This is a genomic window from Streptomyces venezuelae (assembly GCF_008642375.1).
GTDB classification, from domain to species: domain Bacteria; phylum Actinomycetota; class Actinomycetes; order Streptomycetales; family Streptomycetaceae; genus Streptomyces; species Streptomyces venezuelae_G.
The window spans coordinates 6993799-7020504 of sequence record NZ_CP029194.1 but is presented as its reverse complement, the minus strand read 5'-3'; the positions used below and the strand labels follow the sequence as shown (position 1 = coordinate 7020504).

23 protein-coding genes are annotated in these 26706 nt (G+C 73.1%); 7 read left to right on the top strand and 16 right to left on the bottom strand.

What is annotated here, in order from left to right; translation table 11 throughout:
- Positions 1-11: 11 nt before the first annotated feature.
- The 7 genes from pheT to infC form a co-directional block, all read right to left on the bottom strand.
- The gene (gene pheT, locus DEJ46_RS32070) at positions 12-2540 is read right to left on the bottom strand and encodes a phenylalanine--tRNA ligase subunit beta (RefSeq protein ID WP_150271966.1); all 2529 of its coding nucleotides are present in this window, start codon (positions 2538-2540) and stop codon (positions 12-14) included.
- Positions 2540-3667 (bottom strand): phenylalanine--tRNA ligase subunit alpha, encoded by a 1128-nt coding sequence (pheS, locus tag DEJ46_RS32065; protein ID WP_150271964.1) that lies wholly within the window; start codon positions 3665-3667, stop codon positions 2540-2542. The genes pheT and pheS overlap by 1 nt, the downstream gene beginning before the upstream one ends.
- A gap of 137 nt (positions 3668-3804) precedes the next feature.
- Positions 3805-4989, bottom strand: a complete 1185-nt coding sequence (locus tag DEJ46_RS32060) for an ATP-binding protein (RefSeq protein WP_150271962.1) — start codon at positions 4987-4989, stop codon at positions 3805-3807.
- Between the two features lie 81 nt (positions 4990-5070).
- Complete coding sequence (locus DEJ46_RS32055; protein WP_024760683.1) at positions 5071-5910, bottom strand: TrmH family RNA methyltransferase; 840 nt, start codon at positions 5908-5910, stop codon at positions 5071-5073.
- A gap of 113 nt (positions 5911-6023) precedes the next feature.
- The gene (gene rplT / locus DEJ46_RS32050) at positions 6024-6410 is read right to left on the bottom strand and encodes a 50S ribosomal protein L20 (protein WP_015032398.1); all 387 of its coding nucleotides are present in this window, start codon (positions 6408-6410) and stop codon (positions 6024-6026) included.
- A 108-nt stretch (positions 6411-6518) separates the two neighbouring features.
- Positions 6519-6713 carry a 50S ribosomal protein L35 gene (rpmI, locus tag DEJ46_RS32045; protein ID WP_055644484.1) on the bottom strand — a complete coding sequence of 65 codons (195 nt, stop codon included), beginning with the start codon at positions 6711-6713 and terminating at the stop codon, positions 6519-6521.
- Between the two features lie 121 nt (positions 6714-6834).
- Positions 6835-7575, bottom strand: a complete 741-nt coding sequence (gene infC, locus DEJ46_RS32040) for a translation initiation factor IF-3 (protein ID WP_223835241.1) — start codon at positions 7573-7575, stop codon at positions 6835-6837.
- 296 nt (positions 7576-7871) lie between these two features.
- On the opposite strand from infC, the gene DEJ46_RS32030 reads away from it, so the two are divergent.
- On the top strand, positions 7872-8249 hold the full coding sequence (locus tag DEJ46_RS32030) for a DUF1844 domain-containing protein (RefSeq protein ID WP_055644482.1): 378 nt from the start codon (positions 7872-7874) through the stop codon (positions 8247-8249).
- 15 nt (positions 8250-8264) lie between these two features.
- On the opposite strand, the gene DEJ46_RS32025 is transcribed toward DEJ46_RS32030, so the two are convergent.
- From DEJ46_RS32025 to DEJ46_RS40605, 3 genes are all read right to left on the bottom strand, one after another.
- Positions 8265-8996 (bottom strand): SseB family protein, encoded by a 732-nt coding sequence (locus DEJ46_RS32025; protein WP_150271958.1) that lies wholly within the window; start codon positions 8994-8996, stop codon positions 8265-8267.
- A 119-nt stretch (positions 8997-9115) separates the two neighbouring features.
- On the bottom strand, positions 9116-10255 hold the full coding sequence (gene mycP / locus DEJ46_RS32020) for a type VII secretion-associated serine protease mycosin (protein WP_150274948.1): 1140 nt from the start codon (positions 10253-10255) through the stop codon (positions 9116-9118).
- Between the two features lie 92 nt (positions 10256-10347).
- Positions 10348-11838 (bottom strand): hypothetical protein, encoded by a 1491-nt coding sequence (locus DEJ46_RS40605; RefSeq protein ID WP_263411765.1) that lies wholly within the window; start codon positions 11836-11838, stop codon positions 10348-10350.
- Between the two features lie 125 nt (positions 11839-11963).
- Between DEJ46_RS40605 and DEJ46_RS32010 the strand changes: the two genes are divergently transcribed.
- Entirely contained in the window at positions 11964-13166 is a 1203-nt protein-coding gene (locus tag DEJ46_RS32010; RefSeq protein ID WP_150271956.1) for an amino acid deaminase/aldolase, read from the top strand.
- A gap of 6 nt (positions 13167-13172) precedes the next feature.
- Here the strand turns inward: DEJ46_RS32010 and DEJ46_RS32005 are convergent, their stop codons facing one another.
- The 4 genes from DEJ46_RS32005 to DEJ46_RS31990 form a co-directional block, all read right to left on the bottom strand.
- A complete protein-coding gene (locus DEJ46_RS32005; RefSeq protein ID WP_150271954.1) occupies positions 13173-14465 on the bottom strand; it encodes a haloacid dehalogenase-like hydrolase in 1293 nt (430 codons plus the stop codon).
- A 97-nt stretch (positions 14466-14562) separates the two neighbouring features.
- Positions 14563-15345 (bottom strand): 3-oxoacyl-ACP reductase, encoded by a 783-nt coding sequence (locus tag DEJ46_RS32000; protein WP_150271952.1) that lies wholly within the window; start codon positions 15343-15345, stop codon positions 14563-14565.
- Positions 15342-16706 carry an aldehyde dehydrogenase family protein gene (locus tag DEJ46_RS31995; RefSeq protein WP_190622994.1) on the bottom strand — a complete coding sequence of 455 codons (1365 nt, stop codon included), beginning with the start codon at positions 16704-16706 and terminating at the stop codon, positions 15342-15344. The genes DEJ46_RS32000 and DEJ46_RS31995 overlap by 4 nt, the downstream gene beginning before the upstream one ends.
- A gap of 37 nt (positions 16707-16743) precedes the next feature.
- On the bottom strand, positions 16744-18108 hold the full coding sequence (locus DEJ46_RS31990; RefSeq protein WP_150271948.1) for a glutamine synthetase family protein: 1365 nt from the start codon (positions 18106-18108) through the stop codon (positions 16744-16746).
- Between the two features lie 90 nt (positions 18109-18198).
- Here DEJ46_RS31990 and DEJ46_RS31985 point away from each other — a divergent pair, with 90 nt between their 5' ends.
- The 3 genes from DEJ46_RS31985 (at position 18199) to DEJ46_RS31975 (ending at position 21241) form a co-directional block, all read left to right on the top strand.
- Complete coding sequence (locus DEJ46_RS31985; protein WP_150271946.1) at positions 18199-18927, top strand: FadR/GntR family transcriptional regulator; 729 nt, start codon at positions 18199-18201, stop codon at positions 18925-18927.
- A gap of 118 nt (positions 18928-19045) precedes the next feature.
- Complete coding sequence (gene eat, locus DEJ46_RS31980; protein WP_150271945.1) at positions 19046-20500, top strand: ethanolamine permease; 1455 nt, start codon at positions 19046-19048, stop codon at positions 20498-20500.
- Between the two features lie 51 nt (positions 20501-20551).
- A complete protein-coding gene (locus tag DEJ46_RS31975; protein ID WP_150271944.1) occupies positions 20552-21241 on the top strand; it encodes a gamma-glutamyl-gamma-aminobutyrate hydrolase family protein in 690 nt (229 codons plus the stop codon).
- Positions 21242-21316: 75 nt separating this feature from the next.
- On the opposite strand, the gene DEJ46_RS31970 is transcribed toward DEJ46_RS31975, so the two are convergent.
- Together DEJ46_RS31970 and DEJ46_RS31965 are read right to left on the bottom strand one after the other, a co-directional pair.
- The gene (locus DEJ46_RS31970; protein ID WP_150271943.1) at positions 21317-22408 is read right to left on the bottom strand and encodes a C45 family autoproteolytic acyltransferase/hydolase; all 1092 of its coding nucleotides are present in this window, start codon (positions 22406-22408) and stop codon (positions 21317-21319) included.
- The gene (locus DEJ46_RS31965) at positions 22405-23862 is read right to left on the bottom strand and encodes a purine-cytosine permease family protein (RefSeq protein ID WP_150271942.1); all 1458 of its coding nucleotides are present in this window, start codon (positions 23860-23862) and stop codon (positions 22405-22407) included. Before DEJ46_RS31965 ends, DEJ46_RS31970 begins: the two co-directional genes overlap by 4 nt.
- A 91-nt stretch (positions 23863-23953) precedes the next feature.
- Here DEJ46_RS31965 and DEJ46_RS31960 point away from each other — a divergent pair, with 91 nt between their 5' ends.
- Together DEJ46_RS31960 and DEJ46_RS31955 are read left to right on the top strand one after the other, a co-directional pair.
- A complete protein-coding gene (locus DEJ46_RS31960; protein ID WP_223835239.1) occupies positions 23954-24691 on the top strand; it encodes a TetR/AcrR family transcriptional regulator in 738 nt (245 codons plus the stop codon).
- A gap of 313 nt (positions 24692-25004) precedes the next feature.
- Entirely contained in the window at positions 25005-26639 is a 1635-nt protein-coding gene (locus tag DEJ46_RS31955) for an amidohydrolase (RefSeq protein WP_150271941.1), read from the top strand.
- Positions 26640-26706: the final 67 nt, after the last annotated feature.

Sequence of the window (26706 nt, the reverse complement as noted above, 5' to 3'; positions counted from 1 at the left end):
CGCTACGGCGCTCAGGCGCCGCGCAGGACGGCGCCCGTGCGCTCGGAGGCCAGGGCGACGGCCGCGTCGCGGGCCGCGGTGGCCTCGTCGACCGTGAGGGTGCGGTCCGTGGCGCGGAACTTCAGCGCGTACGCCAGGGACTTGGTGCCCTCGTCCAGCTGGTCGCCCGTGTAGACGTCGAACAGACGGACGGACTCGAGGAGTTCGCCCGCGCCCTCGCGGAGCGCGGTCTCGACCTCGGAGGCCGGGACCTCGGCGGCGACGACCAGGGCGACGTCCTGGGTGGCGACCGGGAAGGAGGAGATACGGGGAGCCTTCAGGGGGCCCTCGTTCGCCTTCTCCAGGAGGTCCAGGTCGATCTCCATGGCGCAGCTGCGGGCCGGGAGGCCGAAGGCCTTCACGACGCGCGGGTGGAGCTCGCCGGCGTGGCCGACGAGGACCTTCTCGCCGTCCACCTCGACGTGGAACGCGGCGCAGCGGCCCGGGTGCCACGGGGCGTGCTGGTCGGCGCTGATGATCAGCTCGACCCCGGCCTCGGCGGCCACGGTCCGGCCGGCCTCGATCGCGTCCGCCCAGTCGGCCGGACGGCCCTTGCCCCACCAGCCGGCCTGCTCGCGCGCACCGGCGAGGACGACGGCGGCGCGGCGCGGCTGCGCGGGCAGCGCGGCGTTGACCTCGGCGACCTCCTCGTCGGTGGGACGGCGGTCGACGGGCAGCCGGACGGCGATGCCGGGCTGCCCCTCGGGCCGGAAGACGAGACCGGTCTCGAAGAGCGCCAGGTCGTGGCTGCCGCGGCTGTCGTTGCGACGGAGCGCGCCGAGCAGGCCCGGGAGCAGCGTCGTACGGAGCGCGGGCTCCTCGTCCGAGAGCGGGTTGACCAGGGTCACGAGCCGGCGACGGGCGTCGTCCGCGTCGAGACCGAGGTTGTCGAGGGCCTGCGCGCCGATGAACGGGTAGTTCAGCGCCTCGACGTAACCGGCGCCGGCCAGGGCGCGGCCCACGCGGCGGTGGGTGCGCTGGCGCTCGGTGAGGCCGCGGCCGGCCGGGGGCTTCGGCAGCGTGGAGGGCAGGTTCTCGTAGCCCTCCAGGCGGATGACCTCTTCGGCGAGGTCGTTCGGCTCGTTGAGGTCGGGGCGCCACGAGGGCACGGTGACGACGAGCTCGTCCTGGCCGTAGACGTCGCAGCCGACCTCCTGGAGGCGGCGGACGACGGTCTCCCGGCCGTAGTCGACGCCCGCGACCTTGTCCGGGTGGTTCGCCGGCATGGCGATCGTGCGCGGCGCGGACGGGGCGCTGATCTCGGTGACGCCGGCCTCGGCCGTACCGCCCGCGAGCAGCACGAGGAGGTCGACGGTGCGCTGCGCGGCAGCGGCGGCGGCCTGCGGGTCGACACCGCGCTCGAAGCGCTTGGACGCCTCGGAGGACAGCTTGTGCCGGCGGGCCGTGCGCGCGATCGAGATCGCGTCGAAGTGCGCGGCCTCGATGACGACCTCGGAGGTGCCAGTGACGAGACCGGTCTCCGGGTCGGTCACCGGATCGGCGATCTCCGTGTTGGCACCGCCCATGACGCCCGCGATGCCGATGGGACCGCGGTTGTCGGTGATGACGAGGTCCGCCGCGTCCAGGACGCGCACGGTGCCGTCGAGGGTGGTGATCTTCTCGCCGGCCTCGGCGCGGCGCACCCCGACGGGGCCGTCGAGCCGGTTCCGGTCGTAGGCGTGCAGCGGCTGGCCGAGCTCCAGCATCACGTAGTTGGTGACGTCCACGGCCAGCGAGATCGGGCGCATGCCGGCCTTCTGCAGGCGGCGCTGCAGCCAGATCGGGGAGCGTGCCTCGGGCGCGAGGCCGACGACGGTCCGCGCGGTGAAGCGGTCGCAGCCGATCGGGTCGGAGACCTGGACCGGGTAGCCGTACGCGTTCGGCGCGGGCACGTCGAGGAGCGCCGGGTCGCGCAGCGGCAGGCCGTACGCGGTGGCGGTCTCGCGGGCGACGCCGCGCATCGAGAGGCAGTAGCCGCGGTCCGGGGTGACGGCGATGTCGAGGACCTCGTCGTACAGCTCCAGGAGGACCGTGGCGTCGATGCCGATCTCATACTCCGGCGGGAGCACGATGATGCCGTGCGTGCCGTCGTCGCCCATGCCCAGCTCGTCGCCGGAGCAGATCATGCCGCGGGACACCCGGCCGTACGTCTTGCGCTCGGCGATCCGGAAGTCACCGGGGAGGACGGCGCCGGGCAGCGCCACGACGACCTTGTCGCCCACGGCGAAGTTCCGGGCGCCGCAGATGATCTCCTGGGGCTCGCCGGTGCCGTTGGCCTGGCCGACGTCGACGGTGCAGAAGCGGATGGGCTTCTTGAACTCCGTCAGTTCCTCGATGGTCAGGACCTTGCCGACCACGAGGGGACCGGTCAGGCCGGTGCCGAGCTGCTCGACGGTCTCGACCTCGAGGCCCGCCGAAATGAGTTTGGCCTGGACGTCGCGGCCGGTCTCCGTCGCCGGCAGGTCGACGTACTCCCGCAGCCAAGAAAGCGGGACCCGCATCAGATCTCCATCCCGAACGGTCGGGTGAAACGGACGTCACCCTCGACCATGTCTCGCATGTCGTCGACGTTGTGGCGGAACATCAGCATCCGCTCGATGCCGAACCCGAAGGCGAATCCGCTGTACTTCTCGGGGTCCACACCGCAGGCGACGAGCACCTTCGGGTTGACCATGCCGCAGCCGCCGAGCTCGATCCAGCCCTCGCTGCCGCAGGTGCGGCAGGGACGGTCCGGGTTGCCGACGGACTCGCCGCGACAGACGTAGCAGAGCATGTCCATCTCGGCGGACGGCTCGGTGAAGGGGAAGAAGTTCGGGCGGAGCCGGGTCTTCATGTCCGGGCCGAAGAGCGCCTGGACCATGTGGTCCAGGGTGCCCTTGAGGTCGGCCATGGTGAGGCCCTCGTCGACGGCGAGCAGCTCGATCTGGTGGAAGACCGGGGTGTGCGTGGCGTCGAGCTCGTCGGTGCGGTAGACGCGGCCGGGGCACACCACGTAGACCGGGGGCTCCCGGTCGATGAGGGTGCGGGCCTGGACCGGCGAGGTGTGCGTGCGCAGGACGACGCCGGACTCGTCGCCCGTGGTGCCTTCCGGCCCCTGGACGAAGAACGTGTCCTGCATCTGGCGCGCCGGGTGGTCCGGGACGAAGTTGAGGGCGTCGAAGTTGAACCACTCCGCCTCGACCTCGGGGCCCTCGGCGACCTCGTATCCCATGGAGACGAAGACGTCCGCGACGCGCTCCATGAGCGTCGTCAGCGGGTGCCGGGCGCCGGCCGGGACACGGTCGTACGGCAGGGTGACGTCGACGGCCTCCTCGACGAGGACGCGGGCGTCCCGCTCGGCCTCCAGCTCGGTCTGGCGGGCGGCGAGCGCCTTGGAGACGACGCCGCGGGCCTGGCCCACGATCTTTCCGGCGGCGGCCTTGGCCTGCGGGGGCAGCGCGCCGATCTCGCGGTTGGCGAGCGCCAGCGGCGAGGTGCCACCGGTGTGCGCGGTCTTCGCGTGCGCGAGCGCGTCGAGGTCGCCGGCGGCCGCGAAGGCGGCGAGCGCCTCGTCCCGCATGCGCTCGATCTCTTCCGGTTTCAAGGCCTCGACCTCGACCGGGTCGTACGACTTATTCGGTGCCGACATCTCTTCCCGTGCTTCCGTTTGGCTGGCTGGGCGCGGCCCCGCTCGACGACAAGGGCGCAAACGTGCCAAAGGTCGAGTCTAACGGGGCGCTCGGACGGTAATGAGCCCGTGGGCAGGCCGGGCGGCGTCGGATCTCGTCAGATGAGATGGGCCGGGGTGCCTACGGGCAGGGTAAATCGGAACTCGGCCCCGCCGCGGGGGCCCCGTCCGACGGTGATGGTCCCGCCGTGGGCCTCGACGATGCCCTTGACGATGTAGAGGCCGAGGCCGGTGCCGCCGCGTTTGCTGCCCCGCCAGAAGCGGGTGAAGACACGGCTCATCGACGCTTCGGGGATGCCGGGGCCCTCGTCGCTCACGGTGACCTCCGTCCCCTCTTCTTCTCCGTCGTCACCCGCCGAGCGGGGTGCCACCTCGATGGTGACGGTTCCGTCGCCGTGGCGCACCGCGTTTTCCAGGAGGTTGCCGAGGATCTGGTCGATCTTGTCGGGGTCGGCCCACAGCGCGGGCAGGTCCGGCCTGATCCGTACGAAGAAACGGTCCGGGGACTGGCCGCCGGTGGTGTGGACCTGGATGTGGCGGCCGATGGCGGCGGCGAGGTCGACGGGCTGGCGGCGCACCTCCAGCCGGCCGGAGTCGATCCGCGAGATGTCGAGGAGTTCGGCGATGAGGCGCTTGATGCGGCCCGCGTCGGCGTCGACGGTCTCCAGCATGAGCCGCTTCTGCTCGTCGGTGAACCGCTCCCACTTGTCGAGGAGGGTCGCGGTGAAGCCCTTGACGGAGGTGAGCGGGGAGCGCAGCTCGTGGGCGACGGTGGCAATGAGCTCGGCGTGGCTGCGCTCGGTGCGGCGGCGGGCGTCGGTGCCGCGCAGGGAGACCACGACGCGGCGGACGGGGCCGGTGGGGTGCTCGCGGACGTACCGGGCGGAGACGAGGACCTCGCGGCCGCCGGGGAGGAGGAGATTGCGCTCGGGCTGGCCGCGGCGGGTGGCGAGTCCGCCGTACGGGTCGGTCAGCGCCCACCAGCGGCGCCCCTTGAGGTCCTCCAGGGGGAGCGCCTCGTCGAGGGGGAGGCCGAGGGCCCGGTCGGCGGGTACGGCGGTGATGCGGCCCGCTGCGGCGTTGAAGCAGACGACCCTGCCGGTCTCATCGGCGATGACGAGGCCGTCGGGCAGGTCGTCGGGCAGGACCCCGGCGAAGGTGACGTCGCCGGCGGAGACGGCGGAGGCTGTGCCGTCCGCGGGTGTCCGGGCGGTTCCGGGCTGCTCCGGGGCGTGCGGCTCGGCGCTCCGTGCCTGTGCGGGACTGTCCGTGCCGACCGTCATCCCCGTATCCCACCCCTCCGTGTAGCGCAGTGGGCCCCCGAGTGCGTCACTCTACTGGGCACGGACGCCGGAATGGACCCCTCAGGCGGAGGTTCGGGGGCGCTGGGCACGGGCGGAGGCGTACAGGCAGACGGCTGCCGCGGTGGCGAGGTTGAGGCTCTCGGCCTTGCCGTGGATGGGGACGCGTACGACGGCGTCGGCGAGGGCCCTGGTCTCCTCGGGCAGTCCCCAGGCCTCGTTGCCGAAGATCCAGGCGGTGGGCCCGCCCATGGTGCCGGCGTCCAGCTCGTCGTCGAGGTCGTCCTGGCCCGCTCCGTCGGCGGCGAGGATCCGTACGCCCGCGCTCTTCAGCCCGGCGACGGCCTGCTCCACGGGGACGCCGACGGCGACCGGCAGGTGGAAGAGGGAGCCGACGGAGGCGCGGACGGACTTGGGGTTGTAGAGATCGACGGAGGCGTCGGTGAGGACGACGGCGTCGGCGCCGGCGGCGTCGGCGCAGCGCAGCACGGTGCCGGCGTTCCCGGGGTCGCGGACGTGTGCGAGGACGGCGACCAGCTTGGGCCGGGCGGCGACGATCTCCTCGAAGGGCGAGTCCAGGAAGCGGCAGACGCCGACGATGCCCTGCGGGGTGACGGTCTGGGAGACCTCGGCGAGGACGGCGTCGGACGCGTGGTGGACGCGGGCGCCGGAGGCGAGGGCGGCCTCGATGATCGGGGCGTACCGCTCGGCGGCCTCGACGGTGGTGAAGAGCTCGACGAGGGTGGGTTCCCCGCCTGCGCCGCGATGCTCGACGGCCTCCCGGACGGCCTGCGGGCCCTCGGCGATGAAGAGGCGGTCCTTGCCCCGGAAGTTGCGCTTGGCGAGCCGCCGGGCGGCGACGACGCGCGGGGAACGCGGGGAGATCAGCTCGGGGGTGACCATGAGGTGCGGCGGTTCTCTCTATCGAGGGGGACGGCGACTTCGGGGGCCGACGCACCCGGACCCGCAGGCGCGAGCGCCTGCGGGTCCGGGCAGAGGTACTGCGGCCTGGAAGATCAGGCGGCGGCCTTCGGGGCGTTGACGTCGGCCGGCAGAGCCTTCTGCGCGACCTCGACCAGCGCGGCGAACGCGTTGGCGTCGTTGACGGCCAGCTCGGCGAGGATCTTGCGGTCCACCTCGATGTTGGCGGCCTTCAGACCCTGGATGAGGCGGTTGTACGTCATGCCGTTCAGACGGGCAGCCGCGTTGATGCGCTGGATCCACAGCTGCCGGAAGTCGCCCTTGCGCTTCTTGCGGTCGTTGTAGTTGTAGACCAGCGAGTGGGTGACCTGCTCCTTGGCCTTGCGGTACAGGCGCGAACGCTGACCGCGGTAGCCGGAGGCCGCCTCGAGGATCGCCCGGCGCTTCTTGTGGGCGTTGACTGCCCGCTTGACGCGTGCCACTTGTTAACTCCTTGTAGCGGGGTCGTGGTTGGACTCACACGACCCGAAAAACGAATGGGTCCCGGTCTGACCGGATGGCCCTCGTGACCGAGGGCGCGAGACGATCTGTCAGATGCCCAGCATCTTCTTGATGGTCTTGGTGTCACCCGGGGCCATCTCCGCGGTGCCGGTGAGGCGACGCGTCAGCTTGGACGACTTGTGCTCGAGCAGGTGGCGCTTGCCGGCGCGCTCGCGCAGGATCTTGCCGGAGCCGGTGACCTTGAAGCGCTTCTTGGCACCGGAGTGCGTCTTGTTCTTCGGCATAGCGCCGTATCTCCTCGTCAGTGGCGCTCCCCCGGTGCGGACACCGGACTGCCGGGAGCGTCAATTCTTGGTTTTGGTGGTTCCGGGCGGGCCCGGGGCTGCCTGGATGGCAGCCCGTGGGTCACGCCTCGGGGTTCTCGACCGGAGCGTCGGCCTGAGCCTCGGCGACCGGAGCGTCGGTGGCCGGAGCCTCCTCGACCGGAGCGTCGGACGCCTCGTCGGCGGCGACACCCTGGCGCTCGGCCTTGCGCGCGGCCTGGGCCTCACGCGCCTCGGCCATGGCCTCGGTCTTCTTCTTGTGCGGGCCGAGAACCATGATCATGTTCCGGCCGTCCTGCTTCGGGTTGGACTCGATGAAGCCAAGCTCCTCGACGTCCGACGCCAGCCGCTGAAGCAGCCGGAAACCAAGCTCGGGGCGGGACTGCTCACGACCACGGAACATGATCGTGATCTTGACCTTGTCGCCCTGCTTGAGGAACCGGACGACGTGACCCTTCTTGGTGTCGTAGTCGTGCGGGTCGATCTTCGGCCGGAGCTTCATCTCCTTGATGACCGTGTGCGCCTGGTTCTTGCGCGCCTCACGGGCCTTCATGGCCGACTCGTACTTGAACTTCCCGTAGTCCATGAGCTTGCACACGGGCGGACGGGCGTTCGCCGCGACCTCGACCAGGTCGAGGTCGTACTCCTGTGCGAGCTCCAGGGCCTTGGCAAGCGGAACAATCCCGACCTGCTCGCCGCTGGGTCCGACAAGTCGCACCTCGGGAACGCGAATCCTGTCGTTGATGCGGGGCTCGGCGCTGATGGATCCTCCTCGGTAGCACCACGCGACCGCCTGGCGGACGGACGCGCAACGTCTGTTCACTGAGACCAACCGACCCGGCACATGAAAAACGCCCCGGACGGGACACAGGCGGGGCTCCACGGAAATACCGGAGCACCGCCGCGGTCAACCGCGGGGCGCAAACTCGGGCGGTTCCATCGTCCGTACGGAACGATGGGCACCACCTGACCGGTGACCCGCCACCCGCGAGGGTGGTCAGGTGGGAGTACGGAGCCTCCACTTGTGGGCCGGGCACACAAGTGTCCGGCCGGTCGTTACACAAGGTTAGCAGGACCCGGCGGTCTCCGCTAACCGAGGACCGGCCTATCGTATGAGGCATGAGCGAGACCCCCCAGAACGAGTCCGCGGACTCCCCCGAAAACCCCGACTTCGACGCCATGACCCGCGACATCGCGGAGGTCCCGGCCGTCGAGGTGATCGTGACGGTCGCCGTCAACCTGATGAGCGCCGCCGCGGTGAAGCTCGGGCTCACCGAGGAGGGCGACAAGTACAAGGACCTCGACGAGGCCCGCAAGCTGGTGCACGCGCTCGCGGGCCTGCTGGACGCCGGTGCGACGGAGGTCTCCTCCTTCCACGCCGCTCCCCTGCGGGACGGCCTGAAGTCCCTCCAGCTCGCCTTCCGCGAGGCGTCCCTGATCCCGGACGAGCCGGGTCAGGGGCCGGGCGAGAAGTACACGGGTCCCGTGTACGGCTGAGTCGCCCCGTACGTCTTACTTCTTCACGTAGAAGGGCTCGCCCGGAGGCGTGGCCGAGGCCGGCAGGAGTGCCAGGTCGAGGCCGCGCACCAGGCGGGCCCTCAGTGTTTCGTCGGCGGCCAGGGCGCGGGCCACGCGCTGGGCGGCCTCCGCCGGGGCGGCGTCCCCGGCGAGGACCAGGGCGAGGGTGCCGTCGGCGCTGCCGGGGCCCAGGTGGGCGCGGAGGACGGAGGGCTCGGCCGCGACCGCGGCCCGTACGGCCTCGCGGACGGCCGGGTCGTCGAGCGGGTCGGCGCTGGCGCGGCCCTCGGCGAGGGCGAGCAGCGCCGGTCCCGTCAGCTGGTACGGGACGGGGCCCGCGAGGTCCAGGACGACGGTGTCGGCCTTCTCGTGCGCCGCGGCCTGGAGCGCCTGGTGGAGCGGGACGGCCACGGGCCGGGCCTCGGGGTCCCACAGGGCGAGCGAGGCGAGCGAGGTGAAGGCGGGCAGGGCCCGGCGGTCGCCGGCGGTGAGGGTGGGGACCGCCATGTCGCTGGTCTTCTCGCGGCGCAGGCCGTTCTCGTCGGTCTCCACCTCGCCGAGGACGGCGACCACGGGGACGAGGAGCCGGGCGCCCTTGAGCGCTTCGAGGACCGGGCCGTGCGCGGTCCTGTCCTCCGCCCAGGCCGCGAGGGCCGCGGCGAGCCGCGGGTCGGCGGTGCCGTCGTCGTCGGAGAAACCGGGGTCCGGGATGTTCTTGAGCGCCACGCACCGAGCCTAACCGGCGGCGTGAGGCTCACCGGCCGCCGGGTGGTGGTGGGTGGGTGGTGGGTGGGTGGTGAGCGGTGGGTGGGTGCGGTGACCGTGCCTCGGGCGGGCCTGGTGTGTCAGCGGGTGCGCTTCGAGCGTCCGAGGGCGAAGGCGGTCAGGAGCAGCAGGGCGCCGAGTCCGCCGGCGACGGGGGCCAGCAGGCCGAGGGGGCGGCTCTCCTCGACGGGGGCTGTCGGGCCTGGGCCGAAGTACGGCCGCCGGTAGCCGGTGGTGGCGTTCTTGGGGTCGCCGCCCTTGCGCTTGGCCCCCGCCTCGATGGCGGCGGCCGGGTCGACCGTCCCGTACCCCTTGGCATCGCTGCGGCCGCCCTTGGGGCGGTTGCGGGCGGTGTCGACGAGCAGCTGCTTGATCTGCGCCGGGGTGAGGTCGGGGTGGGCGGATCTGACGAGGGCGACGGCGCCGGAGACGAACGCGGCGGCGGCGCTGGTGCCCCAGCCCTCGTAGTAGCGGCGGTCGGGGTCGGCGATGACGATGTCGACGCCGGGGGCGCTGACCGTGGCGTACCAGCGGCGGGTGGAGAAGGAGGCTCGGGTGCCGTAGCGGTCGACGGCGGTCACGGCGATGACGCCGGGGTAGGCGGCGGGGTACGAGATGTGGTCGCCCTTCTCGCCGCCGTTGCCGGCGGAGGCGACGACGGAGACGCCCTTGGCGAGGGCGTACTGGACGGCGGCGTCCTCGCCGGCGTCCGGGTGGGCGGACTTGGAGTCGTCCCCGAGGGAGAGGTTGATGACGTCGGCGCCGTGGTCGGCGGCCCAGCGGATGCCCTCGGCGAGGGCGGTGCCTCGGGTCTTGCGGGCCTTGTCGCGGGCCTTGTCGCTGCTTTCCAGGATGACCCGGACGGGCAGGATCTCGACGTCGGGGGCGATGCCGAGGACGCCGCTCTCGTTGCCGGGGCCGTGGCCGTGCCCGGCGATGATGCCGGCCATGGCGGTGCCGTGGCGGGCCCAGGCGCGGTCGCCCTCGGAGGCGCCGAAGCCGATGAGGTCGCGGCCGGGGAGGACGGAGCCGGCCAGGTCGGGGTGGTCGGCGTCGACGCCCGTGTCGAGGACGGCGACGGTGATGCCCTTGCCCTTGGTGGTGCGCCAGGCCTCCGTGGTGTGCATGGCCTCCAGGCCCCACTGGCGGGCCCGGATGGTGTCGGCGTGGGCGGGGGCGGTGGTCGCGGGCAGGACGGAGAAGGCGGCGGCGAGGAGCACGACGGCGGTCGCGCGGACGGGTCCTGAGGCGCCCGGCCGGGCGAGGGACGTCGGCCGGGTGGGGGAGGTCGGCCGGGTGGGGGTGGGGCTGGTCACCGGGCGTTCTCCTTCTCCTTGACGGTCGCCGCGACGGCCTTGCGCAGCAGTGCTTCGAAGCGCGCGGTGATGCCCTTGGCCTCGTGGCCGAGGCCGGACTGGGCGGTGGCGTCGGTACGGCCACGGGCCATGGCCCGGTCGGCGGGCTGCGGGCGGTCCATGGCGCGGCCGTCGGCGAAGCCGGAGACGGCGGTGACGACGACGGGGAGGTCGGCGGGGGCGCTCAGCCACCAGCTGGCGCGCTGCCGGGCGCCGAAGCGGGCCGCGACGGTGGAGGGGCCGGAGAGCGCCGGGGGGACGTCCTCGCCCAGACGGGCGGTGAGGCCGCCGCCCTGTCCGAGGGCGCGCTGCGCTTCGGGATCGGCGCGGGTGAAGACGAGGCTGACGGTGATCACGCTGCTGGCGGTGGCGTCGGTGTACGTGGCGCGCAGGACGCTCTCGCAGCCGAGCGGCGTGAGGGTGGCGAGCAGGCCCTTGGCGAGGACGGCCTTGGAGCAGGCCGTGTCCGGGGCGACGACGATCCGGGTCCAGGTGCGGGCGGCGGCGCCGGGGCCCGCGCCGGGGCCGGGGAGGGTGCGGGGGAAGAGGGTGTCGACGGGGGCGTTGTGCCAGAGGTCCTTCGCCTCGGTGTACCCGGCGGGTTCGGCCGGCCGCGAGGGTTCGGCGGAGGCCAGCCATATCCCGGCGAGGGCCCCGCCGATGAGCCCGCCGCCGAGGACGACGCAGGCCGTGACCGCGAGCACGCGCCCGGTGCGGCGCGGGCGTACGGGGCGCAGCCGGGTGGTGGTCTCGACGGGTGCCTCGGGCGGCAGGGTGGCGGCGAGCCCGTAGCCGTACGTGGGCGCGGTCGCGCGCGTGGGCGGCGACGCGGGCACGGTCGCGCGCGTGGGCGGCGACGCGGGCACGGTCGCGCGCGTGGGCGGCGACGCGGGCACGGTCGCGCGCGTGGGCCGTTGTGTGCCGGAGGTGTCGCGGATCGGGCGGAGCCGGGTGGTCGTCTCGACCTCCGGCAGGTCGCCCGCCCCGTTCGGCGCCGACCGGGCGCGGGCGGTCCCGGGCGCCTGACGGGGCGACAGCGGTGCGTTCTCCTGCGGGAGGGGCGCGGAGACCACCGTCCGGCCGGATGCCCCGGCCCCCGGTCCGGCGGCAGGCGGGGACGCGGGCGGCGCCGGCAGGGGCACGGCCTGCGGCTGCGGCTGCGGCTGCGGCTGCGACGGCGACGGCGTGGCACCGGCGGCCTTGGCCGGCCGGGGCGCGGCGGGGGCGGCTGCGGACGTCGCCGTGGGCCGCTCTGCGGTGCCGTGGGCGGTCGGCGCGGGGGCAGGTGCCGGTGCGTTCCCCTGCGCGGGGCGCTCGGAAGTCTCCCCGGTCGTCGCTGCCGTGACGCGCGGCGCGGGGGCCGGGGCGGCCGACGGCGGCGTCGGCAGGTTCGGTGGGAGGAGGGCGTCGGTGATGCGGGACGTGGGGCGTGGGTGTTCTGCGGTCATCCCCGTCCCCCGGCGCTCGTGTCGACAATGCCCGTCACTCTACGGGCTGTTCCGCTGCATGGAGGAACCGGGCGGACCGAGGTCGGGGGCTACCCACCCGTATAGCTGTCTGGCAAGCTCGGGCCATGACTCCCCGCGCCGCCGACCGGGCCCGTTACGACCGTGCCACCGCTCACCTCGACGCGCCCGTGGCGATCGTCGATCTGGAGGCCTTCGACGACAACGCGGCGGATCTCGTCCGCCGGGCCGCCGGCAAGCCGATCCGCGTCGCGAGCAAGTCCGTGCGCTGCCGCGCGCTCCTTGAGCGGGTGCTCGCGCGGGAGGGGTTCGCCGGGATCATGTCGTTCACGCTCGACGAGTCGCTGTGGCTGGCGCGTGCCGGGTTCGACGACGTGCTGCTCGCCTATCCGTCGGCGGACCGCGCCGGATTCGCCGAGCTCGCGCGGGACCCCAAGCTCGCCGCCGCCGTGACGGTGATGGTCGACGACGTGGCCCAGCTCGATCTGATCGACGCCTCCCGCGCGGGCGGGGCGGAGGAGGTCCGGGTCTGCCTGGAGCTGGACACCGCGCTCCACCTCCTCGGCGGGCGGGTCCGGATCGGAGCCCGGCGCTCGCCGCTGCGCACCCCCGCCGACCTGGCCGAGGTGGCCCGCTCCGTGGTGCGGCGTCCGGGCTTCCGGCTGGTCGGGATCATGGCGTACGAGGGGCACGTCGCCGGTGTCGGCGACTCGGTCGCGGGTCGGCCGCTGCGCTCGCGGGCGATCCGGCTGATGCAGTCCGCCGCCCGCCGGGAGCTGGCGGAGCGCCGCGCGGCCGTCGTCCGGGCCGTCCGGGCGATCGCCCCGGACCTGGAGTTCGTGAACGGCGGCGGCACCGGCAGTGTGCAGTACACGGCCGCCGAGGACGCGGTGACGGAGATCGCGGCCGGTTCGGGGCTCTTCGTGCCGCGCCTCTTCGACAACTACACCTCCTTCGACGGACGCCCGGCCGCGCTCTTCGCGCAGCCCGTCGTCCGCCGTCCCGGTGTGGGCGTGGTGACCGTGCTCGGCGGTGGCTATCCCGCGTCCGGGGTGGCGGGCCCGGACCGGCTGCCCGTGCCGTATCTGCCGGAGGGGCTCCGGTACGACCCGCAGGAGGGTCCGGGCGAGGTCCAGACCCCGCTGCTCGGTTCGCCGGCCGACGACCTGCGGATCGGCGACAAGGTGTGGTTCCGGCACGCGAAGGCCGGCGAGCTGTGCGAGCGGTTCGATCAGCTCCGGCTGGTCGAGGGCGACCGGATCACGGCCTCCGTGCCGACGTACCGGGGCGAAGGGCAGACCTTCCTCTAGCGGCTCTCAGAAGACGGTGTCCCGCTGGTCCGGGATCACCGTGCCGTCCGGGCGGCGGACCGGTTCCGCCGTGCCGTCGCCCGCCGTGTAGCCCGTCGTGGCGCAGGGGTACGGGGTGGCCTTCCGCCCCTTCGGCTCGATGAACATGGGGTTGACGAGCCAGCGGCCGTCGCCGTTCTCGTACGCCCGGCACATGACCTCGTTCTTGTTGCGGTTGAGGACCAGGCGCAGTCCGGTCGCGTCCCGCAGGAACGAGACGTCCGTGTCGGAGTCCCCGGCGGCGAACACCTGCCGCCGCGAGGCCGGCTGTACGCGCTCGGCGGCGGGTCCGCGCACGCCGAGGATCTCCTGGTTGATCCAGCAGCGTTTGCCGTCGATGTACGTGATCATCTCGTCCTCGCCGTCCCGGACCGTGCCGCAGCCCTTGAGGTGGGCGGTGAGCCTGCCGTGCTCGGTGGTGTTGCGGATGCCGAGGGTGTGGGAGGGGTCGACGCCGACGCCCTTCGCCCAGACGTCGACGACGGGTTCGGGCGAGGCGGAGACGACCCAGACGTCGAAGCCGGCGCGCCGGAGGGTGCCGATCAGGTCGCGCTGCTGCTCGTAGTAGCGGACCCAGCCGGTGACCCGGGCGGTACCGACCTGCTGGGTGGCGCCCTGCGGGGCGGCGAGGTTCTCGGCGCGTGCGGCGGCGGCGAAGGACTCGACCTGGCGGGTGGTCCAGCCGCGCAGGAGCTGGGCGAGCCAGGCGTACTGCGGCTCCATGCGGCGGTGGTCGTGGCCGGCGAAGGCGGCCTTCCCGCCGGTGGTGGAGCCCGCGCCGTAGACGGAGAGGAGTTCGTCGGCGCAGCGGGTGTCCGTGGAGGTGGGGAGGGTGCCGCGGACGCCGGTGGGACAGGCGTCGCCGAGGGCGGTGGCGGCCTCGGGGGTGAGGTGGCGGCTGGTGGTGGACCAGTCGCCGCCGCGGGGCGGGCGTATGCGGTCGTTGCGCAGCAGCCAGTAGAAGGTGGCGTCGCCGACGTCGTTCTTGATGACGGTGTTGTCCCAGTCGAAGACCGCGACGGGCTTCTTCCCGGTTCCCTTCCGGGCCCCTCTGTCGTCGCAGTGGTCGGCGATCAGGGCGTCGATGCGCGCCTTGTTGTCGCCGTACCAGCCTGCGGAGGTCATCAGGGTGGGGCATCCGGCGGGCCCGGCATGGACCTCGGCCTGGACGTCGGCCCGGGCCTGGCCCGCGGAGGCGAGGCCGGTCGCGGCGAGGGCCAGTGCGGCGGCGGCCGCGGACGTACGGAGTCGGTGGTTCATGATCACTCTCCAGATCGGTACGCCGAACAGCCGGGCGCCTTGCGACGCCCGGCTGCCGGGTGGGGATGTGGGGGGGTGTGGGGGGTGTGGCGGCGGTCTAGAGGGGCGTCACGTACGCGCCCGAGATTCCTCCGTCGACGAGGAAGTCGCTGGCGTTGACGAAGGAGGAGTCGTCGCTGGCGAGGAACGCCACGGCGGCGGCGATCTCCTCGGCCTCGGCGAAGCGGCCGACCGGGATGTGCACGAGGCGGCGCGCGGCGCGCTCCGGGTCCTTGGCGAACAGCTCCTGGAGGAGCGGGGTGTTGACCGGCCCCGGGCAGAGGGCGTTGACACGGATGCCCTCGCGGGCGAACTGGACGCCCAGCTCGCGGGACATGGCGAGGACGCCGCCCTTGGAGGCCGTGTACGAGATCTGGCTGGTGGCCGCGCCCATGATCGCGACGAAGGAGGCGGTGTTGATGATGGAGCCCCGGCCCTGGCGGCGCATGTACGGGAGGGCGGCCTTGCAGCACAGGAAGACGGAGGTGAGGTTGACGTCCTGGACGCGCTTCCAGGCCTCCAGGCCGGTGTCCAGGATGGAGTCGTCGTCGGGCGGGGAGATGCCGGCGTTGTTGAAGGCGATGTCGACGGAGCCGTAGGTCTCGAAGGCGGTACGGAAGAGCGCCTCGACCTCCTCCGGGTCCGTGACGTCGACCTTCACGAAGGTGCCGCCGACGGCCTCGGCCGCGGCCTTGCCGGCCGTCTCGTCGATGTCTCCGCAGACGACGTTGGCACCCTCGGAGGCGAGCCGCCGGGCGGTGGCGAGTCCGATGCCGCTGCCGGCTCCGGTGATGACGGCGGTACGGCCGACCAGGCGGCGGCAGATGATCTCGTTGCTCACAGTGCGGGACCCTCCGTGCTGATGAAGACGTTCTTGGTTTCGGTGAAGGCGGTCAGGGCGTCGGGGCCCAGTTCGCGGCCGAGGCCGGACTGCCGGTAGCCGCCGAACGGGGTCCAGTAGCGGACGCTGGAGTGGGAGTTGACGGAGAGGTTGCCGGCGCGGACGGCGCGGGAGGCGCGCAGGGCGCGGCCGACGTCCCGGGTCCAGATCGAGCCGGAGAGGCCGTACTCGGTGGCGTTGGCGAGCCGGATCGCGTCGGCCTCGTCCTCGAAGGGCAGGACGACGGCGACCGGGCCGAAGATCTCCTCGACGGCGCAGGGGGCGTCCTCGGGCACGTCGGTGAGGACGGTCGGCGGGAACCAGAAGCCGGGGCCCTCCGGGGCCTTGCCGCGGATCCCCTTGAGGTCCTCGGTGACGTAGGAGCGGACGCGGTCGAGCTGGGCGCGGGAGATGAGGGGGCCCATCTGGGTGCGCTCGTCGAGCGGATCGCCGACGACGATCTCCTCGATCGCCGGGGTGAGGAGCTCCAGGAAGCGGTCGTACGCGCTCCGCTGCACGAGGATGCGAGTGCGGGCGCAGCAGTCCTGGCCGCTGTTGTCGAGGAAGGCCATCGGCGCCGCGGCGGCGGCCGCCTCGATGTCCGCGTCGGCGAAGACGATGTTGGGGCTCTTGCCGCCGAGTTCGAGAGTGAGCCGCTTCACCTGGTCGGCACACTTGGCCATGATCGACTTGCCGACCCGGGTGGAGCCGGTGAAGACGATCTTCGCGATGCCGGGGTGCTCGACGAGGGCGTTGCCCGCGACCGGTCCCGTGCCGGGGAGGACCTGGAAGAGGCCTTCGGGCAGGCCCGCCTCCAGGGCGAGTTCGGCGAGGCGGAGCGCGGTGAGGGGGGTGGTCTCGGCGGGCTTGAGGAGCACCGCGTTGCCGGCGGCGAGGGCGGGTGCGGTGGCCCAGGCGGCGATCGGCATGGGGAAGTTCCAGGGCGCGATCACGCCGACGACCCCGAGGGGTTCGAGGATCGTGACGTCGAGGCCGCCGGCCACCGGGATCTGGCGGCCGTTGAGGCGCTCCACTCCCCCGGCGGCGAAGTCGAGCAGGTCGCGGACGTTGCCGGCCTCCCAGCGGGCGTTGCCGATGGTGTGGCCGGCCTCGGCGACCTCCAGGTGGGCGAGTTCCTCGATGTGTTCGTCGACGACGGCGGCGAAGCGGCGGAGCAGCCGGGCCCGGTCGGCGGGCGCGGCGGCGGCCCAGCCGCGCTGGGCGGCGGTGGCGCGGGCGACGGCGGCGTCGACGTCGGCCGGGGTGGCGGCGGGGACGGTGGCGACCAGCTCCTCCGTCGCCGGGTTCAGTACCTGGAGCAACTCGTTCCTTTCTCTGCTCACTTCTCGACTCACTGACTCAGAGGCGTTCGAAGGAGCGGCGCAGCTCCCAGTCGGTCACCGCGGCGTCGAAGGCGTCGAGCTCGACGCGGGCCATGTTGCGGTAGTGGGCGACGACCTCGTCGCCGAAGGCGGCCTTGGCGATCTCGCTGGTCTCCCAGAGTTCGGCGGCCTCGCGCAACGTGGTGGGGACGTGCGCGTACTCGGCGGTGTAGGCGTTCCCGGTGCAGGGCGGCGGCAGTTCGAGGCGCTGCTCGATCCCGTACAGGCCGGCGGCGACCAGGCCTGCGACGGCGAGGTAGGGATTGACGTCGCCGCCGGGGAGGCGGTTCTCGAAGCGGGTGGAGCGGCCGTGGCCGACGATCCGCAGCGAGCAGGTGCGGTTGTCGTGCCCCCAGGCGACGGCGGTGGGCGCGAAGGAGCCGGGCTGGAACCGCTTGTAGGAGTTGATGTTGGGGGCGTAGAGGAGGGAGAAGTCGCGGAGGGCGGCGAGCTGTCCGGCGAGGAAGTGCCGCATGGTCTCGGACATGCCGTGGTCGTCGTCGCCCGCCATCACGTTCTCTCCGTCGGCGTTCTGGAGGGAGAGGTGGATGTGGCAGGAGTTGCCCTCGCGCTCGTTGTACTTCGCCATGAAGGTGAGGGAGTAGCCCTCCTGGGCGGCGATCTCCTTGGCGCCCGTCTTGTAGACGGCGTGCCGGTCGCAGGTGACGAGGGCCTCGTCGTACTTGAAGGCGATCTCGTGCTGGCCGGGGTTGCACTCGCCCTTGGCGGACTCGACGGTGAGTCCGGCGCCGGTCATCTCGTTGCGGATGCGGCGCAGGAGGGGTTCGATGCGACCGGTGCCGAGGACGGAGTAGTCGATGTTGTACTGGTTGACGGGGGTGAGGCCGCGGTAGTTCGCGTCCCAGGCCTGCTCGTAGCTGTCCTTGAAGACGATGAACTCCAGCTCGGTGCCGACGTGGGCGGTGAAGCCGTGTTCGGCGAGGCGCTCCAGCTGGCGGCGCAGGATCTGGCGGGGGGCGGCGACGACCGGGGTGCCGTCGGCCCAGGCGAGGTCGGCCGTCACCATGGCGGTGGCCTCGTTCCAGGGGAGGCGACGGAGGGTGGTGAGGTCGGGGTGCATCGCGAAGTCGCCGTAGCCGCGGTCCCAGGAGGACATCTCGTAGCCGTCGACGGTGTTCATCTCGGTGTCGACGGCCAGAAGATAGTTGCAGCCCTCGGTGCCGTGGCCGAGGACGTCGTCCAGGAAGAACTGCGCGGCGAACCGCTTGCCCTGGAGCCGTCCCTGCATGTCGGGGAAGGCCAGGACGACGGTGTCGATCTCGCCGCTCTCGACGAGGGAGCGCAGCTCCTCGACGGTGAGCGGGGGTGTGCGGTCTGCCACGGGATTGCTCCTCCTTCGGCCTGCCGGGAGCCATAAGGTATTGCTGAAGACCATTGCTTGGGAAGTCCTTGAGAAAGGGAAAAGAGGAACGTGGCCAGTACGAGTGAACCGGCGGACCGGCTGACGCCCGTGCTGCGACCGGTGCGGGCGGGCAACGGCTTCGAGGAGGCGCTGCAGCAGATCCTCCAGGTGGTGAGGCTCGGTCTCGTGCCGGACGGGGAGCGGCTGCCCGCCGAGCGGGAGCTGGCCGACCGGATGGGGATCAGCCGCGTGACCCTGCGCGAGGTCCTCAAGGTCCTCCAGGAGCAGGGGCTCGTGGAGAGCCGGCGCGGCCGATACGGCGGAACGTTCGTGCTGCCCCGCGTCCAGACCGCCGACGAGGACGAGCTCCGCCGCCGGATCGCCTCGGTCGACATGGAGGACACCCTGCGCTTCCGTGAGGTCCTGGAGGTGGGGGCCGCCGGGCTCTGCGCGGCCCACGGGCTCGACGCGGCGGGCGCCGAGCGGCTGCGGGCCGCCGTGGCGGCGACCCATGACGCGCCGCTGGCCGAATACCGCCGCCAGGACACCCTGCTCCACCTCACGCTCGCCGAGCTCTCCGGCTCGCCGACGCTGACCGCCCAGTACGCCGCCGTACGGGCGACGGTGAACGACCTCCTGGACTGCATCCCCCTGCTCGTACGCAATCTGGAGCACTCCCAGCACCAGCACACCGCACTGGTGGAGGCGGTCCTCGACGGGGACGCGGACGCGGCGCGCGAGGTGATGCGGGAGCACTGCGCGGGCACGGCGGCGCTGCTGCGGGGATTCCTGACATGAGACGGGCGCGCCCGGGTACGTAACCCGAAAGTAACGCACGGGGGTTGCGCTCCCCCGTCGGCCACCGCAAAGGTATGGCTCCAATCCATTGGGCCCGTTGCGGGGAGCTGACGCTGCCATGACGCTCGAAGACACCACCGGCACACCCGGGGGCACCACCCCGCCGAAGGACGACTATCTGGAGCGGCGCGCGCTGCGCCGCGGCAGCGCCGGCTGGCTGCTGCTCACCGGCCTCGGCGTCGCCTACGTCGTCTCCGGGGACTTCTCCGGCTGGAACATCGGCCTGTCGAAGGGCGGCTTCGGCGGGCTCGCCGTCGCCATGGTCCTCATGGGCGCGATGTACGCCTGTCTGGTCTTCGCTCTCGCCGAGCTCTCCGCCATCCTGCCCACGGCGGGCGGCGGCTACGGCTTCGCCCGCCGGGCGCTCGGCACCTGGGGCGGTTTCCTCACCGGCACGGCGATCCTCATCGAGTACGTCCTCGCCCCCGCCGCGATCTCCATCTTCATCGGCGACTACGTCGAGTCCCTCGGTCTCTTCGGCCTGGAGTCCGGCTGGCCGGTCTACCTCGTCTGCTTCGCCCTCTTCATCGGGATCCACCTGTGGGGCGTGGGCGAGGCACTGCGCTTCAGCCTGATCGTGACGGCCATCGCGGTCGCGGCGCTCGTCGTCTTCGCCCTCGGCGCGTTCACCGACTTCCACGTCGACGGCCTGAACGACATCCCGGTCGACGACGAGGCCTTCGGGTCGAACTCCTGGCTGCCCTTCGGACTGCTCGGGATCTGGGCCGCGTTCCCCTTCGGCATGTGGTTCTTCCTCGGCGTGGAGGGCGTGCCGCTCGCCGCCGAGGAGGCGAAGGACCCGGTCCGCTCGATGCCGAAGGCGCTCGCGATCTCGATGGGGATCCTGGTGCTCCTCGCCGTCGTGACCTTCCTCGCCGCCAGCGGCGCGCGCGGCTCGGCCGCCGTCCAGGACGCGGGCAACCCGCTCGTCGTGGCCCTCCAGGGCGACGGGGAGCCGACGGCCCTCAGCCGCTTCGTGAACTACGCGGGCCTCGCGGGCCTCGTCGCCTCCTTCTTCTCGCTCATCTACGCCGGATCACGCCAGCTCTTCGCGCTCTCCCGGGCCGGCTACCTGCCCCGGTTCCTCTCCCTCACCAGCCGCCGCAAGTCCCCGTACCTGGGGCTGCTCATCCCGGGCGCGATCGGCTTCGCGCTCGCCGCCGGCACCGGCGACGGGGCGCGGATGCTGAACATCGCGGTCTTCGGCGCCACCATCTCGTACGCCCTCATGGCGCTCTCGCACATCGTGCTGCGGCGCCGCGAGCCGGGGCTGCACCGTCCGTACCGGACGCCCGGCGGGATCGTGACCTCGTCCGTCGCCTTCGTCCTGGCGCTCTCGGCGCTCGTCGCGACCTTCCTGGTGGACCGGACGGCGGCCTTCATGGCGCTCGGGGTGTACGTGATCGCTCTCGCCTACTTCGCGTTCTACAGTCGGCACCATCTGGTGGCCGGCGCGCCGGAGGAGGAGTTCGCGGCGCTCGCCGCGGCGGAGGCCGAACTCGCACGCGACTGATCCACCGGGTCACCGACGTCCGTACCGCTACGCGCCTTTCGGAGGAAGCACGTGTCCAAGCCGCTCATCGGCGTGACCACCTACCTGGACCAGGCCCGCTGGGGGGTGTGGGACATGCAGGCCGCGCTGCTGCCCGCGCAGTACCCACGGCTCGTCCGGGAGAGCGGGGGGCTCGCCGTGATGCTGCCGCCGGACGATCCGGCCGCCGCGGCGGAGGTCCTGGCCCGGCTCGACGGGCTGGTCGTCGCGGGCGGGGCGGACGTCGAGCCCGTACGGTACGGAGCCGAGCCCGACCCCCGCACCGGCCCGCCGGCGCGCGCCCGGGACTCCTGGGAGCTGGCCCTGATCGACGCGGCCCTGTCCTCCGGCACGCCGCTGCTCGGGATCTGCCGGGGGATGCAGCTGCTGAACGTGGCGCTCGGCGGGACGCTGGTCCAGCACCTCGACGGACACGTGGAGGCGGTCGGCGTGATCGGCCGCCACGCGGTCAAGCCGGTGCCGGGCACGCGCTACGCCTCCCTCGTGCCCGAGCTGGCCGAGGTGCCGACCTACCACCACCAGGCCGTGGACCGGCTGGGCACGGGGCTCGCGGTCTCGGCCCACGCCGAGGACGGCACGGTGGAGGCGGTGGAACTGGCCGCCCCCGCCTGGGCTCTCGGCGTGCAGTGGCATCCGGAGATGGGCGAGGACCTGCGCGTGATGCGCGGGCTCGTCGAGGCGGCGGGGGCTCCACGGGGCTGAGCGGCGTTCCGCCGCGCTGAGCTCGGCGGAACGCCGCTCAGCCCGGGGGTGCGGTGAGCCGGGGGCCGGACCAGCTCAGCCCGCCGGTGCGGTGAGCCGGGTCCAGGTGGACGGGCCGGCCGTGCAGGGGCCGCCGTCGTGGACCAGCAGGCGTCGCTCCGCCGGGTCGACCGCGACCGTCGCCAGGGTCGCCCACCTGCCGCCCAGGGTCCCCTCGGCGGGGGCGTGGCAGCAGACCTCGGCACCGTCGTCGCGGTGGGCGGCGAGCAGGCCCACGAGCGCGTCGGAGCCGAGCGGGCCGGCGTGCTCGCGGACGCGCGCGGTGAGGAGACGGTGGCGGTCGTACGTCTCCGGCTCCCGCCGCCCGCGCAGTTCGCCTGCGGCGAGGTCCGGATCGAGGAAGTGGTTCGTACGGACCAGCCAGCCCCGGTCGTCCGGGGTGATGACGGCCGAGCGGCCGGGGGCGAGTTCGACGGAGGCGGCGCGGTCCGCCGTCACCACGGTGATGACGGTGGACGCCGAGACCGGGGCGGCCGCGAGCAGAGCGACCGCCTCCGCGAACGAGCCGGCGGCACCGAGCACCTGGCGGGCCACGAGGTGGACGGGGACGCCGGTGGCGGCGTCGCCCGTGTGGCCGAGGATGTTGAAGAGCACGCCCACACCGGCGTCGTTGACGCCGATCTTCCCGAGGATGCCGTGCTCGGTGATCCCCGCGAAGCCCCGGGCGTCGCCGGTCACGGTCTGGAGGTGCCAGGCGTCGGCCAGCTCCTGGTGCCAGTCCCAGCACTGGCCCCCGGCCGTGGTGGTCCCGGTGTCGCCGGTACGGACGAGTGTGGAGCACTCCCCCGCCCTCGGTGCGCCGGCCTCGGCGAGGATCTCGGTGCGCGCGTTGAGCGCGGCGATCGTCCGGAACGGCATCCCGGATCCCTCGGCGACCCCCTCCATCTCCTCGACCAGCTCGGGCGCCCATGCCCGGGTCGCTTCGACGGTACGGAGCGCGAGGGAGGGCACGTCGAGCGTCCGGCCGCTGCCCGCGGCGACGGCCGCGAAGAGCTCCTCGTACACCTTCCGGGCGCGCGCGATGCCCTCGCGGGCCTGCCGGCCCCGGTCCTCGCCCCGGCGCCTCGGCGAGTCCCCGCCGATCCGGAGGACCGTACGGCCGGTCACGCGGACGCCCGGGCGGCGAGCACCGCGGAGTCGTTCCGCATCAGGAGGGCGTAGAGGCCCGCCGCGACGGTCATGCCGACGGGCAGGGAGAGGTCCAGGCCGCCCAGGGCTCCGGCGACCGGGCCCACGTAGAGGGTGTTGACGCAGAGGGCGGCCGAGGTCACGCCCGCCACGAGGGCGAGGGCGCCCGCGAGGTTGACGCCCCCGGTGTACCAGAACGGGCCGCCGGGGGTCTCGTCCGAGAGTGCGGGACCGTCGTAGCGGCAGCGGCGGAGCACGATGTCGGTGGCGTAGACGGCCATCAGGGGGCCGCTCAGGACCACGATCACCTGGAGGGCGTTGCTGACGGTGTCGAGGAAGTTCGAGACGAGCAGCCCGTAGAGGGTCAGGGCCACCGCCACGGCGCCGTCGAAGAGGACGCTGACGGTCCGGCGGATGCGGAGGCCGACGGCCTGGAGGGCGAGGCCGGCGCTGTAGGCGGTCAGGGCGTTGATGGAGATCGTGCCGAGGACCAGCGCGAGCAGGAAGACGGGGGTGAACCAGCCGGGCAGGATCGTCTGGAGCGCGTTCTGCGGGTCGCTCATGTCGACGGCGGTCGCGGCGAACGCGCCCAGCGAACAGACGACGACGCTGGGCAGGAAGGCGCCGAGCGCCGTCCAGGCGACGATCGCCTTCTTCGAGGCCGTACGGGGCAGGTAGCGGGAGAAGTCGGCGCTCGTGGTGTAGGAGAGCGGCCCCGAGGCGATCATCGTCGTCCCCGCGACGAGGAGCGTCCAGAGAGGGGCGCCGCCGAGCGGTTCGGCGGGGGCGTACGAGAAGTCGGCGTGGCGCAGGACGGCGAGCGCGACGACGACGAAGGCCGCGACCAGGGCGAGGGTGATCGGCAGGTACAGCTTGATGATCAGTGCGTGCCCGTAGACGCTGATGACCAGGGTGAGCGCGGCGATGACCACGATCACGGCCACCTTGACGGGGGTGTTCGCCGTGATGCCGGTCTTCTCGACGAGGGCGAAGGCGGCGGTCGCGGCGGCGGCGAGGTTGAGGGCGAAGTAGCAGACGGAGACGAGCCAGCCGCCGACGGCGTTGTTGACGCGGTTGCCCAGGACGCCGTAGACGGCCCGGGTGATCACCTCGCTGGGCGCGCCCGCGGCGGGCCCCGAGGTGGCGAGCAGGCCGGTGAGCAGCCAGAAGAGGTTGCCGACGACGATCACGGCGACGGCCTGCCAGAGGGTCAGGCCCATGAGGACGAGGGCGCCGCCGATGACGAGGCTGAGGTAGTTCACGTTGGCCGCGGCCCACACGGAGAAGAGCTCGCGGGGGTGCCCGTGGCGTTCGCCGTCGGGGATGTGGTCGATGCCGTGCGCCTCGATGCGGCCGGGCCTGTCGGCGGCGGCCGGAGGAGTGACCTGAGCCCCCTGGGAGCGCGGGATCGGGTCGGGGATCGTGGCAGCCATGCGGCCCTCCGGATGCGGGTGGTGCCCACCAGGTGACCGTTCGGGGCCCGCCTGGTTGCTTATTGGTCGCACACTCAATAGCATCCCGGGTATGTCGTCAAGCGTCCAGCGCAAGCGAATTCGGAAGTCCCCGGAAGCCCGGCGGGCGGAGATCGTGGAGACCGCGGCCAGGGTCGCCCTGACCGAGGGCCTCGAGTGCGTCACCCTGCGGCGGATCGCCGAGGAGCTCGCCGTCCGGCCCGGCCTGATCAGCCACTACTTCCCCTCGGCGGAGGACCTGGTGGCCGAGGCCTTCAGCGTCGCCTCCACCGGCGAGCTCGACGCGCTGCTGCCCGCGCACCGGCCGCACGGGACGCCCACGCAGTACCTCGCCCGGTACTTCGCGCTCTCGTCCGGCGAGGCGTACGACGACATCAGCCGTCTCTGGATCAACGCCCGGCACCTCAGCCGCTACCGTCCCGTCCTGCGGGACCGGGTCGCCGTCCAGGAGCTCGCCTCCGACGACCGGCTCTCGGAACTCATCCGCGAGGGCGTGGAGCGGGGCGAGTTCCGCACGGACGACCCGCGGGCGACGGCCATCCAGATTCTGGTGGTCCTCGACGGCCTGGGCGCCCATGCGAACACCGACCGGAGCGATCGGCCGGAGGCCGTGACCCGGATGGCCGTCACGACGGCGGAACGCGAACTCGGCCTGGCGCACGGCACCTTGACGGACGTCACGCCGCTGGTGGAACCGGCGGGGTCGGGCGGGTCCTTCGCCGTGGGGACGGACGCTCCCGGCGAGAGCGGCGAGTCGGCCGAAGGCGGCGAGTCGGCCGAGCCGGCCTAGTCCAGTGGGTCCGGGACCCCGATGGTTTCGGGGATTCCTGCGCTTCCTGCGCTTCCTGCGCTTCCTGCGCTTCCTGGGCTTCCGGTGAGGCGCCGGGTAGTCCCGGAACTGCCGGGACACCCCGGACTGCCCGGAATCCCCGGACTGCCCGGCCCGGATCTGCCGCTCCGGCCTCTCCCCGCTGACGGCCTGCGCCCCTCCCGGCCGCTGCCCGCGCCCGTACCCCTCCCCTCCTCCCTCTTCCCCGCCTCCCCCGCCTTCCCCGGCCACGTACCTCCGTCTCCTCCCCCTCACCCTCCCCCCTGGAGTCCTCGTGCGCACCACCACCCGACTCGTCCTGCTCTCCGCCCGGCTGCTCGACCCCGGCACCGGGGCGTTCCTGCCGCAGACCGCGCTGGCCGTCTCCGACGACGGCCGGATCTCGGCCCTGGGCGACGAACGTGAGATGCGCGCCCTCGCGGGGGCCGGCACCACCGCCGTCGACCTCAAGGGCGCCGTCGTGACCCCCGGGCTCGTGGACGGTCACGTCCACCCGGTCACCGGCGCCGAGCTCACGGGCGGCCTCGACCTGTCGCACTGCGCCGGTCTCGACGACGTACGGGATGCGCTCGCCCGGGAGGTGCGGCGCCTCGGCCGTGGGGAGTGGCTGTTCGCCTGGGGGCTCGACCCGAACGTCTTCGGCGACCGGCCCGTCGGGATCGCCCCCTTCGACTCCGTGCTCGACCGGGTGCCCGCCTTCCTGCTGCTCTTCGACGCCCACTCGGCGCTGGCCAGCCGCCGGGCGCTCGAACTCGCCGGGGTCGACGGGCCGCGTACCTTCGCGCAGGCCTCCGCCGAGGTCGTCTGCGACGCGGACGGGCGCCCGACCGGACTGCTCCAGGAGGACGCGGCCTGCGCGCTGGTCGAGCGGGTCGCCCCGCAGCCGACGCGCGCGGAGCGCCGGGAGGGGCTCGCGGCCGCTCTGCGGGCGATGGCGGCGGCCGGTCTGACCGGCGGCCACGTCATGGACGCGAACGGCGACAGCCTCGCGCTGTACGGGGAGCTCGACGCGGCCGGTGAGCTGCCGCTGCGGCTGCGCGTCGCGCCCTGGTGCCAGCCCGGCACCGACGCGGACGGGGTGCGCGCGCTGATCGAGCAGCAGGGCACGGGCGGCGCGCTGTGGCAGGTCGCGGGCGTGAAGCTCTTCATGGACGGGACCATCGACAACGGCACCGCGTGGCTGGAACGGCCCGACCGCAACGGCGAGTCGACGGCGGCGTTCTGGCCGGAACCCGCCGCGTACACGCAGATCGTCGGGGAACTGCACCGGGCGGGCGTGGCCACGGCGACGCACGCGATCGGGGACGCGGCCGTACGGCACGCCCTCGACTCCGTCGAGAAGGCCCAGGCCTCCGGGGCGGTCCGGGTACGCCACCGGGTGGAGCACATCGAGACGGTTCCGGACGACACGCTGCGCCGCTTCGCCGAGCTGGGGGTCGTCGCCTCCATGCAGCCCACCCACTGCTGCGACTTCACCCGCGCCGACCACACCGACAACTGGTCGCGCCGCCTCGGCGAGGAGCGGGCCTCGCGGGCCTGGCGCTGCCGTGACCTGCTGGAATCCGGGGCGACCGTCGTCCTCGGCTCCGACTGGCCCATCGCGCCGTTCCCGCCGCTCGGCGTGCTGGCAGGGGCCCGGCACCGGCGCCCGAGCCGCGACCTCGGCCAGGCCCCGCACGGGCCGGAGCAGGCGCTGACGGGACTGGAGGCGCTGCGGGGCATGACGACGGGGCCGGCGTACGCGGCGGGCGAGGAGCGGGAGGCGGGCCGGCTCGCGCTCGGCCACCGCGCCGACCTCACGGTCTTCGCGGACAGCCCGGTCAGCACGTCGGCGACCGAACTCCCGGACCTGCCGGTCCTCCTCACGGTCCTGGACGGCCGGATCACCCACCGCGCCGCGGGGGTCTGAGCCCGGCACAGCACCGGCCGGAGCGGCCCGAGCCCGTCCGGGCCGGGCCGACTCGGCCGAGGCGCCC

Coding starts and splice junctions, on each gene's coding strand:
- DEJ46_RS32010 (WP_150271956.1), top strand. CDS start 11,964: ATGACTCCCCGCGCCGCCGACCGGGCCCGTTACGACCGTGCCACCGCT.
- rpmI (WP_055644484.1), bottom strand. CDS start 6,713: ATGCCGAAGAACAAGACGCACTCCGGTGCCAAGAAGCGCTTCAAGGTC.
- DEJ46_RS32055 (WP_024760683.1), bottom strand. CDS start 5,910: ATGGTCACCCCCGAGCTGATCTCCCCGCGTTCCCCGCGCGTCGTCGCC.
- pheT (WP_150271966.1), bottom strand. CDS start 2,540: ATGCGGGTCCCGCTTTCTTGGCTGCGGGAGTACGTCGACCTGCCGGCG.
- DEJ46_RS40605 (WP_263411765.1), bottom strand. CDS start 11,838: ATGACCGCAGAACACCCACGCCCCACGTCCCGCATCACCGACGCCCTC.
- DEJ46_RS31960 (WP_223835239.1), top strand. CDS start 23,954: ATGTCGTCAAGCGTCCAGCGCAAGCGAATTCGGAAGTCCCCGGAAGCC.
- DEJ46_RS32060 (WP_150271962.1), bottom strand. CDS start 4,989: ATGACGGTCGGCACGGACAGTCCCGCACAGGCACGGAGCGCCGAGCCG.
- DEJ46_RS32030 (WP_055644482.1), top strand. CDS start 7,872: ATGAGCGAGACCCCCCAGAACGAGTCCGCGGACTCCCCCGAAAACCCC.
- DEJ46_RS32005 (WP_150271954.1), bottom strand. CDS start 14,465: ATGAACCACCGACTCCGTACGTCCGCGGCCGCCGCCGCACTGGCCCTC.
- pheS (WP_150271964.1), bottom strand. CDS start 3,667: ATGTCGGCACCGAATAAGTCGTACGACCCGGTCGAGGTCGAGGCCTTG.
- eat (WP_150271945.1), top strand. CDS start 19,046: ATGACGCTCGAAGACACCACCGGCACACCCGGGGGCACCACCCCGCCG.
- DEJ46_RS31965 (WP_150271942.1), bottom strand. CDS start 23,862: ATGGCTGCCACGATCCCCGACCCGATCCCGCGCTCCCAGGGGGCTCAG.